Raw genomic sequence first — 13,805 nt, 5'->3', positions numbered from 1 at the left:
AAAGCCGCCATTATCAGGGGAAAATCACAGTTCGAGCTGCAGTGGGCTGAATCGTTACCGATACTGCTTGCGGGGTGTGATCGCCCGGCATAAGTTGTCCGACACCAGTCGGGCGGCCTCGCCCAACCAGCGCGGCGGCCCGAGCACTAGCACGTCGGGGTGCTGGCGCGGTTCGCCTCATCGCGTCGCGGTGCCCACCGGGCCCCGCGGTATCCGGCGTGCACGCGGGTGAGGAGGCCTTATGGGGAAGAGGATCGGCGCGGGCAAACGGGGACGCTCGCCCGGCCGTACCGCGGTCCTGCTGGGGGCAGGGGCTTTGGTGACCGGCATGCTGGCCGGTTGCGGTTCGAGCGGCGGGCTCAAGATCAACGTCTACTACGCACCCGAGGACAGCTTCCAGAAAGTCGTCGACAACTGCAACGCGGCGGCCAACGGGAAGTACGAGATCGTCTACAACAAGCTGCAGCGCGGCGCAGACGACCAGCGCCTGCAGATGGCGCGCCGGCTCGCCGCGGGCGACACCGCGATGGACGTCCTCGGCCTCGACGTGACCTGGGTTTCGGAGTTCGCCGAAGCCGGCTGGGTCGAGGAGTGGACGGGCGAGCACAAGGCGGCCGCCACCGAAGGCGTCCTGCAGGGACCGCTGGAGACGGCGACCTACAACGGGAAGCTCTACGCGGCCACGAAGAACACCAACGTCCAGCTGCTCTGGTACGACGACCGGATCACGCCCACGCCGCCCAAGACGTGGGAAGAGATGATCGCCAAGTCCAAGGAGCTGAAGGCGCAGGGCAAGCCCTACAGCATCGTGTTCACCGGCGCGCAGTACGAAGGCCTCGTCGTCTTCTACAACACGCTGGTGGAGTCGATGGGCGGGCACATCCTGTCCGACGACGGCAAGAGCGTCGTCCTGGACGACGGCGCGGTGCAGGCGCTCGGGCTGCTGAAGCAGATCGCGTCGTCGGGCATCACCGACCCGTCGCTGACCAACTCGAAGGAGGACGACGTCCGCCAGACGTTCCAGCGCGGTGACGCCGCGTTCGAGCTCAACTGGCCGTTCGTCTACGCCTCCTACGCCAAGGAAAAGCCGCAGGACGTCTCGCACTTCAAGTGGGCGGTCTACCCCGAGGCGAAGGCGGGCACGCCCGCGAAGACCACGATCGGCGGCTACGACCTCGGCGTCAGCTCGCTGTCGCAGCACAAGCCGGAGGCGTTCGAAGCGGCGCTGTGCCTGCGCAACGCGGAGAACCAGAAGTTCTCGGCGATCAACGACGGCGTCCCGCCGACCATCGAATCGGTGTACCACAACGACACACCGCTCGACCCGTCGAAGCCGGCGAGCGCCGACAACCCGAACATGGCGCTGAAGTACCCGATGCGCGACTCGATCATCGACGCCATCAAGGACTCCGCCGTGCGGCCGCTGACCCCGGCGTACCAGAACATGTCGACCGTGATGTCGAAAGTCCTTTCCCCGCCGGGTGAAATCGACCCGCAGGCCACCGCTTCGAAGCTGCGCGAGCAGCTCAACGACGCTCTCCAGTCGAAGGGAGTGATCCCGTGACCGTCCAGGACCCGACCGCGGCGGGAGCCACCGCGGCACCGGAACCCGTGTCGCACAAGAAGAAGGGCAAACCCGCCCTCTCCGAAGGGAAGAAGGCCGAGCGCCGGCTCGGGCTGTGGCTGTGCGCGCCCGCGTTCGTCGTGATGATCGCGGTCACCGGCTACCCGATCGTCTACTCGATCTGGCTGTCGCTGCAGCGGTACGACCTGCGCTTCCCCGCGCAGCAGGAGTTCGTCGGCTTCGACAACTACGGGGCCGTGCTGTCCAATTCGTACTGGTGGACGGCGTTCGGCACCACGATGTTCCTGACCGTCGTGTCGGTGGCCATCGAGTTCGTGCTCGGCATGGCGCTGGCGCTGATCATGCACCGGACGCTCGTCGGCCGCGGCCTGGTCCGCACGGTCGCCCTGATCCCGTACGGCATCGTCACGGTCGTCGCGGCGTTCTCGTGGTACTACGCGTGGACGCCGAAGACCGGCTACCTGGCGAACTGGCTGGCCGCGGACGCGGCACCGCTGACCGACCAGTGGCCGTCGATGTTCATCATCATCGGCGCCGAGGTGTGGAAGACCACGCCGTTCATGGCGCTGCTGCTGATGGCCGGCCTCGCGCTGGTGCCGGACGACCTGCTCAAGGCCGCGGCGATGGACGGCGCGAGCGCGTGGCAGCGGTTCACGAAGGTGATGCTGCCGGTGATGAAGCCGGCGATCCTGGTGGCGCTGCTGTTCCGCACGCTCGACGCGTTCCGGATCTTCGACAACATCTACGTGCTCACCGGTGGCGCGCAGGACACCGGCTCGGTGTCCATGCAGACCTACGACAACCTGGTCAAGGGCCTCAACCTCGGGATCGGGTCGACGATGGCGGTGCTGATCTTCATCACGGTGGCGATCATCGCCTTCATCTTCATCAAGGTGTTCGGCACGGCCGCACCGGGTTCGGACGACGGGGGTAAGCGCTGATGGTGATGGGAACCGTCACGACGGGCCGCAAAGTCAGGTGGGGCCTGGTCGACATCCTCGTGCTGGTGTTCGCGCTGGTGCCGGTGCTCTGGGTCGTTTCGCTGTCGTTCAAGACCAAGGACACGCTGACCGACGGGTCGTTCATCCCGCAGTCGTGGACCTGGCAGAACTACGCGGACATCTTCCAGACGTCGGAGTTCCTGCTGGCGCTGGTGAACTCGATCGGCATCGCGATCATCTCGACGCTGATCGCGGTGGTGCTGGGCACGATGGCCGCGTACGCGATCGCGCGGCTGGAGTTCCCCGGCAAGCAGCTGCTCGTCGGCCTCTCGCTGCTGATCGCGATGTTCCCGCAGGTGTCGTTGGTGACGCCGCTGTTCAACATCGAGCGGAACCTGGGCCTGTTCGACACCTGGCCGGGCCTGATCCTGCCGTACATCACGTTCGCCCTGCCGTTGTCGATCTACACGCTGTCGGCGTTCTTCCGCGAAATCCCGTGGGAGCTGGAAAAGGCGGCGAAGATGGACGGCGCGACGCCGGCCCAGGCGTTCCGGCGGGTGATCGCGCCGCTGGCCGCGCCGGGCGTGTTCACCACCGCGATCCTGGTGTTCATCTTCTGCTGGAACGACTTCCTGTTCGCCATCTCGCTGACGTCCACCACGGCGTCGCGCACGGTGCCGGCGGCGCTGTCGTTCTTCACCGGGTCCTCGCAGTTCGAAGACCCGACCGGGCAGGTGAGCGCGGCCGCGGTCGTGATCACCATCCCGATCATTGTGTTCGTGTTGTTCTTCCAGCGTCGCATCGTGGCGGGGCTGACGTCCGGTGCGGTGAAGGGGTAGTCATGGCTGAAATCGTCCTCGACAAGGTGTCGAAGAAGTACCCCGACGGCGCGCTCGCGGTGTCCGAAGTGGACATCACCATCGCCGACGGCGAGTTCATCATCCTGGTCGGCCCGTCCGGCTGCGGTAAGTCGACGACGCTGAACATGGTGGCGGGCCTGGAGGACATCTCCTCCGGCGAGCTGCGCATCGACGGCAAGCGCGTCAACGAGAAGGCCCCGAAGGACCGGGACATCGCGATGGTGTTCCAGTCCTACGCGCTCTACCCGCACATGAGCGTCCGGGAGAACATGGCGTTCCCGCTGCGGCTGGCGAAGGTCGACGACAAGACCGTCCGGGCGAAGGTCGAAGAGGCGGCGCAGATCCTCGACCTGACCCAGCACCTGGACCGCAAGCCGGCCAACCTCTCCGGTGGCCAGCGGCAGCGCGTCGCGATGGGCCGGGCGATCGTCCGCAGCCCCAAGGCGTTCCTGATGGACGAACCACTGTCCAACCTGGACGCCAAGCTGCGCGGCCAGATGCGCACGTCGGTGTCGAAGATCCAGAAGCAGCTCGGCACGACGACGCTGTACGTCACGCACGACCAGACCGAGGCCATGACGCTGGGCGACCGGGTCGTGGTGCTGCGCGGCGGGTACGTGCAGCAGATCGGCGCGCCGCAGTTCCTCTACGACAACCCGGCGAACCTGTTCGTGGCCGGGTTCATCGGCTCGCCGTCGATGAACTTCGTCCCGGCGACGCTGGAGAACAACGAGCTGCGCAGTGCGCTGGGCACGACGCCGCTGACCGACCGCGTCCGCCAGCTGGTGGAGAAGGCGAACGCCCCGCGTGAGCTGATCGTCGGCATCCGGCCGGAGCACTTCGAGGACGCAGGCCTGGTCGAGGCCGGCCAGAAGTCCGGCGGGGCCACGTTCACCGCGCACATCGACGTGCTGGAGTCGATGGGTTCGGAGAAGTTCGCCCACTTCACGCTGGAGGGCGACGTGGCGACGTCCGAGGAGCTGGCGGAGCTGGCCGCGGACAGCGGTTCGTCCGACGTCCCGGGCGCGGAGTCCCAGATCGTGGCCCGCCTGTCGGCGGAGTCGTCCGCGACGGAGAACGCGGACCTCGAAGTCTGGTACGACTCGGACAAGATCAAGCTGTTCGACCCCGCGAACGGCAAGAACCTCACCTACGAGGACTGAGCGCAGTAGCGTGAAGGCCTCCTCACCGGCTTTTGGCTGGTGAGGAGGCCTTCACGGCGTTTCAGGGGTGGCGGGTGGGGTGGTAGACGAGTTCCTGGGTGCGGCCGTCGAGCGTCCGGAACTCCAGGAGTTCGAGGTCGAAGTCCTCGACTCCCGCGAAGACCGGGTCGTCTCCGGTTTTGCCGGTGAGGACCGGGAAGACCGTCACCTGGACGCGGTCGACGAGCCCGGCGGCGAGCAGCGCGCGGTTCAGCGACAGGCTGCCGTGCGAGCGCAACGGCACGTCGGACTCCTCCTTGAGGCGGGCCACGACGTCCACGGCGTCGCCGCGCACGACGGTCGCGTCCGGCCAGTCCAGCGGGCCGTGGAGCGTGCTCGAGATGACCGTGGCCGGCAGCGTCCGCATCTTGCGGACCCACGGGTCGAACGCCTCGTCGTCGCCGGCGAGCAGCTCGGCGTTCGACCGGAAGGTGGCGGCACCGAAGACCATCCCCGGGTTGTCGCGGTACTGCTCGAGGCGGTGCGCGAGCAGCTCGGGGCCCTGCTTGCCCCAGTAGCCGCCCCAGTCGCCGTGGTGGCTGCCGAAGCCGTCGAGGCTGGTGAAGACGTCGAACGTGTAGGTCGCGGTCATGGCGGTTCCTTTCCCGGGTGCCGGTCTGTCACCTGGGCTACGAACCGGGCCGGCCCGATCCGACAACCGCCGCGGACGGGTTTTACGCCTTCGGGAGCAGCGGCAGGATCGTGTTCGCCGCGGTGCGGGCCTGGGCGCACGTGCCGTCGCCCGCCGTGCCCGCCGTTTCCACCACGCTGATCTCCGCCAGTTCGCGCCGGCCCGGCAGGCCCGGCGCCGGCTGTGTCGTGTCGACCAGGCAGAACGCGCCCGACAGCCGGACGACGGCCGGTCGCCCGCCGAGCGTTTCGGGTGGTGCCGACGGCTCGTCCGTCTGGACCGTCAGCTTGAAGCTCACCTTGCCGCGGATGCAGCTGTGCCCGGACAGGCCCGTCGCCGGGCGGCTGCCCGCGCCCGCGACCGGTTCGAGGTCGGGTTTGTCCAGCATCACGCAGGGCGCCACCAGGCCCCACGAGCGGTCGGGGAACGTCAGCCGCCCGACCTTGTTCGACGTGATCGCGGCCAGCGCCGAGCCGACCGCCGCGTCCGCGACGCCGCAGCGCGCGGCCTGGTCGTCGCCGGCGTCGGTGACCGACAGGTCGAGCCGGTTGCCGTCGGCGAAGGTGATCGCGCGGGTGCACGCGCTGCGGTCGTTGAACATCGACTGCTGCACCGCGACGCCGTCCGGCACCGGTCCGGGATATTCGTAGGGCCGGATGTTCGGGTCGGAGTCGAAGGCCAGCGGCCCGACGAGGATCGTGCGCCCGCCGGCGTCGGCCCGGCAGGTCTCGAACGTCGGCGTCTCGACGGCGCCGGGCACGTCGAGCAGGCTGCAGTAGTCGACGGTCGCGTAGTCCCCGAGCGCGGCGGACGCGGTCAGCGGAGTCGGTCCGGAAGTCTGTTCCGGCGCGGCCCGGGTCTGCGCGCACCCGGCGGCGAGCAGGGCGCAGACCATCGCGACGACCAAGTGTTTCGGGCGCGGGTACACGGTGAGCCAGTATCGCCGCATCGGGCGGAAAAACCAGCCCTGACGGGGACATCTCTCAGTATTTTCCCAGCCTCGGACGGCGAAAGCGCAGGTCATCGGAGGACGGCCTGGTTTCCGCGGTTTCCCGAGGCCGTCCGAACGTTTTTCGCTTTTACCGTCCCCTAAGGGAGCGATCCTTCGCGCGGGCGATGCGGAAGCGGGTACTCCGGTGGTGAAGTGGAGATATCGGAACTTCGAGGAAAGGGAAAAACGATGAGCGCACCGGTCACCCGACGGCTGTCCCGTCCCCGCTACGGCCGCATGATCGGCGGGGTGTGCGCGGGTCTCGCCCAGCGGTGGGGCATGAAGACGAGCACCGTGCGGCTGCTGGCCGTGCTGTCGTGCCTGCTGCCCGGGCCGCAGTTCGTGGCTTACCTGATCATGTGGGCGATCATTCCGTCCGAGTGACGGAGGTGAGGAAGCCGCGCCAGGAAGAGGGGGCGATGGTGAGGTGCGGGCCGGAGGGGTCCTTCGAGTCCCGCACCGCCACGGCAGGGGAGGCGAAGGCGACTTCGACACAGGCGGTGTTTTCGCCTTGGCTGTAGCTGCTCTTGGACCAGACTCCCCGCTTCAAGACCACAGCCCCACCTAAGCGCTCATCTCGTTGGCCAGCGCGAAAACGAGATCTCTCGACTCGCTTTCGCCGAGAGCCATCCTACTCAGCTTGCGGAACTGGCGGATGAGCTCGGCGACCTGAGTCTGCTTCACCAACTGCAGGTGGCCGCCCGCGTGATCCACGTAGCCGAGGTCGGTGATGGTGTCCTCCGGGAACCGCAGCACCGAGAAGGCACCGCGCAGGCCCGGGTGCACTCCTGCCGCCGCCGAAAACCACCTGTACCTGCACATTGTCGAGCTCGGAGAGCTCGACAATGTGCAGCATCTGCGCCACGAGGGCGCTGGGCTTCGCAATGCGGCGGCGGAGAGCCACCTCATCGATGATCGCGTGGAGCTGAAGCGGCTCTTCGCTGTGAAGCCGCTTCGCGCGGTGCATGCGCACGTTGAGGTTCCGGTTGCGCTCGCGAGTGCCACTCTCGGCGAAGAAGGCGGCTGCGTAGTCCTCCGTCTGCAACAGGCCAGGCACCGTCGCGACCTCGAAGTTGCGGACCGAGACCGCCTCCGCCTCGAGCGCCGGGTAGCTGTTGACCGAAACCCCTTCGATCCGGTTCTGGTTGGGCCGCTTCGCCTCGCGCGCGATGTCGACCACCCGCACCAGATCGTCCTCGGGCAACCGGTACAACTCCGCCATCGCCCGGGCGTGCAGCGGATGGATCGCGCCCTGCCCCTTCTCCATCCGCGAGAGCGTGCTCTTGGAGATGTCCAAGTCGCCGCCCGCCTGTTCCAGCGTCAGTCCGGCCTTCTCCCGCCAGGCCTTCAGCTCGCGTCCGAGCTGCAACCGCCTGATCGCCGGAACGCTGTAGTACGCCACCGCACCTCCCCGTCGCCATGATCGCGCGGGGTGCAGTGTCCGGGCGGGAGGTCGGCGCCGGGATCCCGCGCCGATCACCCCATCAGGGGCGCCAGCAGGACATCGCGCGGTCGATCTCCTGCTCGTCGAGCGGCGGGCGGGGCAGCTCCGACGGCTTGCCGGGCTCGGCGCGGAGCCCGTCGAGCAGCATGCCGAGGCTGCGGCGCCACAGGTCCGGGTCGACCGCGCACGTGAACTCGACCACCGAGCCGACCATCATGTGCACGAGCGCCATGTCCGACGGCGCGAAATCCGCCCGCAGCCCACCGGCGTCCTGCGCCCGTTCGACGAGCTGTGTGATCAACGGCACCATGCGGGCTTTCTCTTCGGCGACGTGCTCGTGGCCGAACTTGTTGGACAGCATGATCTCGCGCAGACCGCGGTCGGCGGAGTGCATCTCGGCCGCTTTCCAGGTGAAGTCGACGAACGCCTGCCAGGCGTCGGCCGCCTTCAGCGCTTCCACGGCGAGGTTGCCGATCTCTTCCATCCGCTCGGCGAACATGGCCTCGACCAGGTGTTCCTTGCTGGGGAACCGGCGGTAGACCGTGCCGACGCCGAGGCCGGCGTGGTGGGCGATGTCGTCCAGCGTGGCTTCGAGCCCGCGCTGGCCGAACACTTCGCGGGCCGATGCCAGGATGCGGCGGCGGTTGAGTTCGGCGTCGCGCCGCAGCGGCCGCGCCGGTGCGGCGGGACCTGCGTCCCGTGTCATCTCCCCAGTCTAGCTCACAAAGTAGAGGCACCATCTCCGGTTTGTGTGTACCTTGGGTCGCGTAAGGGGAGATACCTACTCCACATACCTTCCTGATCACTCCCAGTGAGGGGACACCCATGTCCGAATCCACTCTCGAGGTCGCGCCGCCGGGGGACGCGCGCGCCGCCGAGAACCCCCACCACAGCCGTAGATGGCTGATCCTGGTGATGATCGGCATCGCGCAGCTGATGGTCGTGCTGGACGCGACCGTCGTGAACATCGCGCTGCCGTCCGCGCAGGTCGACCTGGGCTTTTCCAACGACGCCCGGCAGTGGGTCGTCACGGCGTACGCGCTGGCGTTCGGCAGCCTGCTGCTGCTCGGCGGTCGTCTCGCCGACCTCTTCGGTCGCAAGAACGCGCTGCTCGTCGGCCTGGCCGGCTTCGCCGCGGTGTCCGCGCTCGGCGGCTTCGCGACCAACATCGAGATGCTGCTGATCGCGCGCGCGGCCCAGGGTGTCTTCGGCGCGCTGCTCGCGCCCGCCACGCTTTCGCTGCTCACCACGACGTTCACCGACCCGAAGGAACGCGGCCGCGCGTTCGGCGTGTTCGGCGCCATCGGCGGTGGCGGCGCGGCGGTCGGGCTGCTGCTCGGCGGCGTGCTCACCGAGTACCTCGACTGGCGCTGGTGCATGTTCGTGAACATCATCTTCGCGGTCGTCGCGTTCGTCGGCAGCTCGGTCCTGCTGCGCAACCAGCGGGACGCCGGCCCGCGCCCGAAGCTCGACCTGCCGGGCACGATCACCGCGTCGGCGGGTCTGTTCGCGCTGGTCTACGGCTTCGCGAACGCCGAGTCGGACTCGTGGTCGTCGGCGTCGGTGTGGGGCTTCCTGGCCGGCGGCGTCGTGCTGCTGGGCGTGTTCGTGTGGCTGCAGCAGCGCGTCTCGCACCCGCTGCTCCCGCTGCGCGTCCTGCTGGACCGCAACCGCGGCGGCTCGTACCTGGCGATGTTCCTGCTGGCCATCGGCATGTTCGCGATCTTCCTGTTCCTCACGTTCTACGTGCAGCAGAACCTGCAGTTCACGCCGATCCAGAGCGGCGTCGGGTTCCTGCCGATGGTGGCGACGCTGATGCTGTCGGCGACGACGGCGACGGCCGTGCTGCTGCCGCGCTTCGGCCCGCGTCCGCTGGTCCCGACCGGCATGGCGATCGCCGCGGTGGGCCTGTTCTGGCTGAGCGGCATCGGCCTGGAGAGCACGTACGCGTCCGGCGTGCTCGGCCCGCTGCTGGTGATGGGCTTCGGCATCGGCCTGGCGATGGCACCGGCGATGAGCGTCGCGACGTTCGGCGTCGAGGCGCACGACGCGGGCGTCGCGTCGGCGGCGGTCAACACGATGCAGCAGGTGGGCGGCTCGATCGGCACGGCGCTGCTGTCGACGCTGGCCGGCAACGCGGCGACGTCGTACCTCGAGGGCAAGGTCCCGACCCCGCAACTGGCGGCCGAGGCGGCGATCGAGAGCTACACGACGGCGTTCACGTGGGCAGCGGTGATCTTCGCGGCCGGCGCGCTGCTCAGCGGGTTGCTGCTGCGCCCGGGCGTCCCGAAGGGCGAAGCCGCTCCCGGCGCTGTGCACATGTGAGATTCGCTTGAACCTTCCCGGCCCTCCGTTTCAGGCGGGCCGGGAAGGGACGGCTGTTAGGTTTTGAGCGTGCTCGAGCGATGGGGGACCGTGCCGGACCGCCCGGTCGTCACGTCCACTGTGGACGCTTTCGGCCGGATCATCGCGTTGTCCGCCGACGGTGACCTACTGGTGGACGGGACCTCGTGCGGCCGGGTGGCCGAGCCGGGGCGGTTCCACAAGATCGACGCGGCCGGCGAAGGGTTCGTCCTGGTCGACAGCCGGTGCCGGATCCGGCCCGGGTTCGAGCCACCGCGCAACGGCCGCGTCCTCGACGGTGCCGGACGGGTCGTGGCCGCTTTCCACGCCGGGGACGGCATCGAAGACCTGGTCACCGGTCCGGCCGGCGAAATCTGGATCAGCTACTTCGACGAGGCCGTGATCGGCGACCGTCACCACCCCGGCCTGATTCGCTGGACCGCCGCGGGCGAACCGGCCTGGTGGGCGGTCGACGACCCGATCCGCTTGTCCTGGATGGACTGCTATGCGCTCAACGTCGGCGAACGGCGGACGTGGGCGGTCCCGTACACCGAAGTCCCGCTGGTGGAAGTCGGCGGCGACGGCATCCGGTCGGTGCGGCGGTGCCCGATCTCACGAGTGCGAGGGGTCGCCCTCTCTGGCGCGGAGGCGATCTTCCTGGCCTTGGCGGGCCAACCCGGCGGCTACTTCCACCACCTCGTGCCCGCCCGGCTGACCGCTGACGAGGTCGTGCCGGAGCCGCCGGTCTCGCTCGACGTCCCGGACGGCGGCACCCTGCAGCGGTGGGTGTGCCGAGGCGACCGGATGTGGCTGCAGTTCGGCGACACCTGGTACGTCCTCGGGCTCTAGCGGCTGCGAGACCGCAGCGTCTCGATGACCTCGTCGTCCCACCGATGGGTGCGGATCAACCGGTACCGCTCCGCGGCCACCCACATGTACGCCTCGGCGTCTGTCCGGTCCCCGATCAGGTCCGCCTGCCTCAGCATGGCGACCACCGGCACGAACTCCTCGTCGAACCACCGCTGCGCCACACTCGCGCGGTCGCAGAACTTGCCCTCGTCCTGCATCAGCCGGAACCCCCACGCCTCCACGTGCTCGCCCAGCTTCGCGTAGTCCCACGGGTCCGACACGATCACCGACGCCCGCGCGTGCCCCGTCAACGGCACTCGCTCCAGGAACAGCCGCCGGTAGTCCTTCACGATCAAGTCGCCGCGGTGGCGGATGCCGCTCGGGTCCAGTTTGGTCCGGACCACCGTCACGAATGCCTCTATTGTGGACAGTCCCTGCGCGATCGCGACCGAAACGCGGTGGTGGCCGTCGATGATGAAGTGCAGCTCGCCCACCCGGTACACCTCGATCGGCGGGATCTCCTCGCCGCGCCGGGCCGCCAGGGCCAAGCGCTCCCAGCGCTCGCGCACCCGGGCCGACGTCGGGCGGAAGTGGCGGTCGAAGTCGCGGCTGCGGTCGACCGTACCGACGATCGAGTCCAGTTTGATCACCCGCAACCCGATCCGGTGCTCGCCCGCGTACCCGAGCGCCTCCACCACCTCGTGGAACGGCAGCATGATGTTGACGTCGTCGGGCTCGCGACGCAGCCACGTCGAAAGCCGCGAGAGCACTTGGCCCCGGCGCGCGCGGAGGAAGTCGTTCTCCGCGTCCGCGCGGGGAAACCCCGTCTCTTTCATGAGAACTCCATGATCCGGTGGCCCACCACGTTGCGGATCCGGGTTTCGCCGACGACCCGGTCCGGCACCGGCTCGCCGTGGGGGTGGATGTGCCCGTGCAGCAGCCACTTCGGCCGCAGCGCGTCGATCGTCCGGTGCAGGCACGCGAACCCGCGGTGCGGCGGGTCCGCCCGGTCACCGAGGTCCAGCGGCGGCGAATGCGTCAGCAGGACGTCGACGTCACGGCCGTCGCGACGCCGCCGCCACTTCGCGCGCCGCACCAGGCGCCGGGCCCGGCGGGCTTGCTGGCGCTGGGTCCACTGGTTCGGGCCGTCGTTGTAGCGGATCGAACCGCCGAGCCCGGCGAACCGCAGGCCGGCGACGTCGACGACGCGGCCGTCGGCGTTGATGCCGCCCGCCGGGCCTGGCCAGGGCGTCGGGAAACCGTCCTTCATGGACAGCCCGCCGTAGCGCGTGTAGCCGCTCAGGTCCGGGTCGTGGTTGCCGGGCACGAACACGCACGGCACGTCGAGCGCGCCGGCCAGGAACGCGAGGTAGTCGTACGGCAGGTCGCCGGCGCCGATGACGAGGTCGACGGAGACGGCGCGGACCGCGTCGGTCCACAACCGCTCGTCGACCTCGTCGGAGACGACCAGCGCTTTCGGCATGGGTCCAGGGTACGACCCGGGGCCGTCACTTCATGCCGTGCGCGAACCCGGGGTCGGCGACGATGACGAAAGTGATGACGAAGATCCAGACGAGGCTGAGCGCGAGGGCCCAGAACTTGAGGTTGGACAGCATGCGAGGCATCACGAACACTCCAGTGGGGAAGAAGGGGACCTAGAGCCAGCCGTTCTTCCGGAATATTCGGTACAGCAACAGGCAGATCCCGAGGATCACGGTGATCACCAGCGGGTACCCGAACTTCCAGTGCAGCTCGGGCAGGTAGTCGAAGTTCATCCCGTAGATGCCCGCGATCATCGTCGGCACGGTGATGATCGCCGCCCACGACGTGATCTTGCGCATGTCGGTGTTCTGCTGCAGCGAGATCTTCGCGACGGTCGCGTCGACCAGGGTGGACAGCAGCTCGTCGAACGCCGCCACCCGCTCGGACACGGTCGTGAGGTGGTCGGCGACGTCACGGAAGTACGAGCGGACCTCGTCCGGCACCAGCCGCGTGTAGCCCTCGGCCAGGCGCTGGACCGGCGTCGCGAGCGGCATCACCGCGCGGCGCAGCTCGAGGACCTCCCGCTTCATCAGGTAGATCTGCTCGGCGCTGATCTGCGAGCGCGGCGCGAAGACCTGCGCTTCCATGACGTCGATGTCGTTTTCGATCCGGCCCGTGACGTCGAGGTAGTGGTCGACGACGTGGTCGGCGATCGCGTGCACGACCGCGGCCGGCCCCAGCTGCAGGCGCTCGGGGTCGTCGTCCAGCTCGCGGCGCAGGCGGGCCAGGCCCGAGTGGTTCCCGTGGCGGACGGTGATCACGAAGTCCCGGCCGAGGAACACCATGAGCTCGCCGGTCTCGACGATCTCGTTCGCCGTAGTGGGTGATTCGTGTTCGACGTACCGGACGGTCTTCACCACGAGGAACAGCGTGTCGTCGTAGCGCTCCAGCTTCGGCCGCTGGTGCGCTTCGAGCGCGTCCTCGACGGCCAGCTCGTGCAGCCCGAACGTCTCCGCGATGCCCTGGATCTGGTCGGCGTCCGGCTCGTGCAGCCCGATCCAGACGAACCCCTCGTGCCGCTTCCGGACCTCTTTGATCGCTTCGATGTGCGTCCAGCGGCCGGGCAGGCGCTCGCCCGCGACGTACACCGCGCAGTCCACGACGTACGCGGACAGCGGCACCGGGATCGGGCGGACGGGAACGGCGCCCTTGTTGCCGCGGCCGCGCAGGCCGCCGAGCGAGGGAATGGCAGGCATGGGATCTCCTGGGCGTCGTGCGTTGGTCGTGCGAGACGACTGACCAGGGGCGGAACGCGTCCGCCCGGCGACACCAGCGTTCCCGGGAAGAGAGAAGGCCTACCTGGAGACGACCCGTGAGGTGGGAACGCTGGGACTACTAGGGAGCGGACTATCGCCACTACTCATCGGGGTTCCTCACCTCCTTCGGGCCGGGTGCAGAGTGGTGGGGCTCGCGTTGA

15 protein-coding genes and 1 pseudogene are annotated in these 13,805 nt (G+C 68.6%); 7 read left to right on the top strand and 9 right to left on the bottom strand.

Features of this window, described 5'->3' with window-relative positions; all coding sequences use genetic code 11:
* Window positions 1-241: 241 nt before the first annotated feature.
* From ACERZO_RS45675 to ACERZO_RS45660, 4 genes are read left to right on the top strand one after another with little or no spacing between them, the layout of a single operon-like run.
* Entirely contained in the window at window positions 242-1,564 is a 1,323-nt protein-coding gene (locus ACERZO_RS45675; RefSeq protein WP_372672245.1) for an ABC transporter substrate-binding protein, read from the top strand.
* Window positions 1,561-2,526, top strand: coding sequence for a carbohydrate ABC transporter permease (locus tag ACERZO_RS45670; RefSeq protein ID WP_372672244.1), 966 nt, complete (start codon window positions 1,561-1,563; stop codon window positions 2,524-2,526). The genes ACERZO_RS45675 and ACERZO_RS45670 overlap by 4 nt, the downstream gene beginning before the upstream one ends.
* Window positions 2,526-3,365: a carbohydrate ABC transporter permease gene (locus ACERZO_RS45665; RefSeq protein ID WP_372672243.1), complete on the top strand. Its 840-nt coding sequence runs from the start codon at window positions 2,526-2,528 to the stop codon at window positions 3,363-3,365. Before ACERZO_RS45670 ends, ACERZO_RS45665 begins: the two co-directional genes overlap by 1 nt.
* 2 nt (window positions 3,366-3,367) lie before the next feature.
* Window positions 3,368-4,549: an ABC transporter ATP-binding protein gene (locus tag ACERZO_RS45660; RefSeq protein ID WP_372672242.1), complete on the top strand. Its 1,182-nt coding sequence runs from the start codon at window positions 3,368-3,370 to the stop codon at window positions 4,547-4,549.
* A gap of 61 nt (window positions 4,550-4,610) precedes the next feature.
* Here ACERZO_RS45660 and ACERZO_RS45655 read toward each other — a convergent pair whose 3' ends face one another.
* Both ACERZO_RS45655 and ACERZO_RS45650 read right to left on the bottom strand, forming a co-directional pair.
* Window positions 4,611-5,180, bottom strand: a complete 570-nt coding sequence (locus ACERZO_RS45655) for a dihydrofolate reductase family protein (protein ID WP_372672241.1) — start codon at window positions 5,178-5,180, stop codon at window positions 4,611-4,613.
* A gap of 82 nt (window positions 5,181-5,262) precedes the next feature.
* Window positions 5,263-6,114, bottom strand: a complete 852-nt coding sequence (locus ACERZO_RS45650; RefSeq protein WP_372672292.1) for a hypothetical protein — start codon at window positions 6,112-6,114, stop codon at window positions 5,263-5,265.
* 285 nt (window positions 6,115-6,399) lie between these two features.
* Between ACERZO_RS45650 and ACERZO_RS45645 the strand changes: the two genes are divergently transcribed.
* A complete protein-coding gene (locus ACERZO_RS45645; protein WP_372672240.1) occupies window positions 6,400-6,594 on the top strand; it encodes a PspC domain-containing protein in 195 nt (64 codons plus the stop codon).
* On the opposite strand, the gene ACERZO_RS45640 is transcribed toward ACERZO_RS45645, so the two are convergent.
* The 4 genes and pseudogenes from ACERZO_RS45640 to ACERZO_RS45625 form a co-directional block, all read right to left on the bottom strand.
* Window positions 6,578-6,766: a DUF397 domain-containing protein gene (locus ACERZO_RS45640; protein ID WP_372672239.1), complete on the bottom strand. Its 189-nt coding sequence runs from the start codon at window positions 6,764-6,766 to the stop codon at window positions 6,578-6,580. The genes ACERZO_RS45645 and ACERZO_RS45640 overlap by 17 nt on opposite strands.
* A gap of 8 nt (window positions 6,767-6,774) precedes the next feature.
* On the bottom strand, window positions 6,775-7,032 hold the full coding sequence (locus ACERZO_RS45635; protein WP_372672238.1) for a Scr1 family TA system antitoxin-like transcriptional regulator: 258 nt from the start codon (window positions 7,030-7,032) through the stop codon (window positions 6,775-6,777).
* A gap of 1 nt (window position 7,033) precedes the next feature.
* A pseudogene (locus ACERZO_RS45630) lies at window positions 7,034-7,612 on the bottom strand (Scr1 family TA system antitoxin-like transcriptional regulator); the annotation flags it as partial.
* Window positions 7,613-7,694: 82 nt separating this feature from the next.
* Window positions 7,695-8,360: a TetR/AcrR family transcriptional regulator gene (locus ACERZO_RS45625; RefSeq protein WP_372672237.1), complete on the bottom strand. Its 666-nt coding sequence runs from the start codon at window positions 8,358-8,360 to the stop codon at window positions 7,695-7,697.
* A gap of 119 nt (window positions 8,361-8,479) precedes the next feature.
* Here ACERZO_RS45625 and ACERZO_RS45620 point away from each other — a divergent pair, with 119 nt between their 5' ends.
* Together ACERZO_RS45620 and ACERZO_RS45615 are read left to right on the top strand one after the other, a co-directional pair.
* Window positions 8,480-9,979, top strand: coding sequence for an MFS transporter (locus tag ACERZO_RS45620; protein ID WP_372672236.1), 1,500 nt, complete (start codon window positions 8,480-8,482; stop codon window positions 9,977-9,979).
* Between the two features lie 69 nt (window positions 9,980-10,048).
* On the top strand, window positions 10,049-10,846 hold the full coding sequence (locus tag ACERZO_RS45615; RefSeq protein WP_372672235.1) for a hypothetical protein: 798 nt from the start codon (window positions 10,049-10,051) through the stop codon (window positions 10,844-10,846).
* Here ACERZO_RS45615 and ACERZO_RS45610 read toward each other — a convergent pair.
* The 3 genes from ACERZO_RS45610 to corA all read right to left on the bottom strand — a co-directional run bounded on the left by ACERZO_RS45610 (window position 10,843) and on the right by corA (window position 13,584).
* Window positions 10,843-11,682, bottom strand: coding sequence for a chromosome partitioning protein ParB (locus ACERZO_RS45610; protein ID WP_372672234.1), 840 nt, complete (start codon window positions 11,680-11,682; stop codon window positions 10,843-10,845). The genes ACERZO_RS45615 and ACERZO_RS45610 overlap by 4 nt on opposite strands.
* Window positions 11,679-12,329: a metallophosphoesterase family protein gene (locus ACERZO_RS45605; RefSeq protein WP_372672233.1), complete on the bottom strand. Its 651-nt coding sequence runs from the start codon at window positions 12,327-12,329 to the stop codon at window positions 11,679-11,681. The genes ACERZO_RS45610 and ACERZO_RS45605 overlap by 4 nt, the downstream gene beginning before the upstream one ends.
* Window positions 12,330-12,501: 172 nt before the next feature.
* Window positions 12,502-13,584 (bottom strand): magnesium/cobalt transporter CorA, encoded by a 1,083-nt coding sequence (gene corA, locus ACERZO_RS45600; RefSeq protein ID WP_372672232.1) that lies wholly within the window; start codon window positions 13,582-13,584, stop codon window positions 12,502-12,504.
* Window positions 13,585-13,805 lie beyond the last annotated feature (221 nt).

Source organism: Amycolatopsis kentuckyensis, from assembly GCF_041679295.1.
GTDB lineage: Bacteria > Actinomycetota > Actinomycetes > Mycobacteriales > Pseudonocardiaceae > Amycolatopsis > Amycolatopsis kentuckyensis_A.
This window is presented reverse-complemented; position numbering and strand designations above follow the sequence as displayed.

Bases quoted from the DNA above. Each gene is read 5' to 3' on its own strand.
- corA (WP_372672232.1), bottom strand. From the start codon at position 13,584: ATGCCTGCCATTCCCTCGCTCGGCGGCCTGCGCGGCCGCGGCAACAAG.
- ACERZO_RS45650 (WP_372672292.1), bottom strand. From the start codon at position 6,114: ATGGTCTGCGCCCTGCTCGCCGCCGGGTGCGCGCAGACCCGGGCCGCG.
- ACERZO_RS45645 (WP_372672240.1), top strand. From the start codon at position 6,400: ATGAGCGCACCGGTCACCCGACGGCTGTCCCGTCCCCGCTACGGCCGC.
- ACERZO_RS45610 (WP_372672234.1), bottom strand. From the start codon at position 11,682: ATGAAAGAGACGGGGTTTCCCCGCGCGGACGCGGAGAACGACTTCCTC.
- ACERZO_RS45665 (WP_372672243.1), top strand. From the start codon at position 2,526: ATGGTGATGGGAACCGTCACGACGGGCCGCAAAGTCAGGTGGGGCCTG.
- ACERZO_RS45635 (WP_372672238.1), bottom strand. From the start codon at position 7,032: ATGTGCAGGTACAGGTGGTTTTCGGCGGCGGCAGGAGTGCACCCGGGC.
- ACERZO_RS45655 (WP_372672241.1), bottom strand. From the start codon at position 5,180: ATGACCGCGACCTACACGTTCGACGTCTTCACCAGCCTCGACGGCTTC.
- ACERZO_RS45675 (WP_372672245.1), top strand. From the start codon at position 242: ATGGGGAAGAGGATCGGCGCGGGCAAACGGGGACGCTCGCCCGGCCGT.
- ACERZO_RS45660 (WP_372672242.1), top strand. From the start codon at position 3,368: ATGGCTGAAATCGTCCTCGACAAGGTGTCGAAGAAGTACCCCGACGGC.
- ACERZO_RS45625 (WP_372672237.1), bottom strand. From the start codon at position 8,360: ATGACACGGGACGCAGGTCCCGCCGCACCGGCGCGGCCGCTGCGGCGC.
- ACERZO_RS45605 (WP_372672233.1), bottom strand. From the start codon at position 12,329: ATGCCGAAAGCGCTGGTCGTCTCCGACGAGGTCGACGAGCGGTTGTGG.
- ACERZO_RS45620 (WP_372672236.1), top strand. From the start codon at position 8,480: ATGTCCGAATCCACTCTCGAGGTCGCGCCGCCGGGGGACGCGCGCGCC.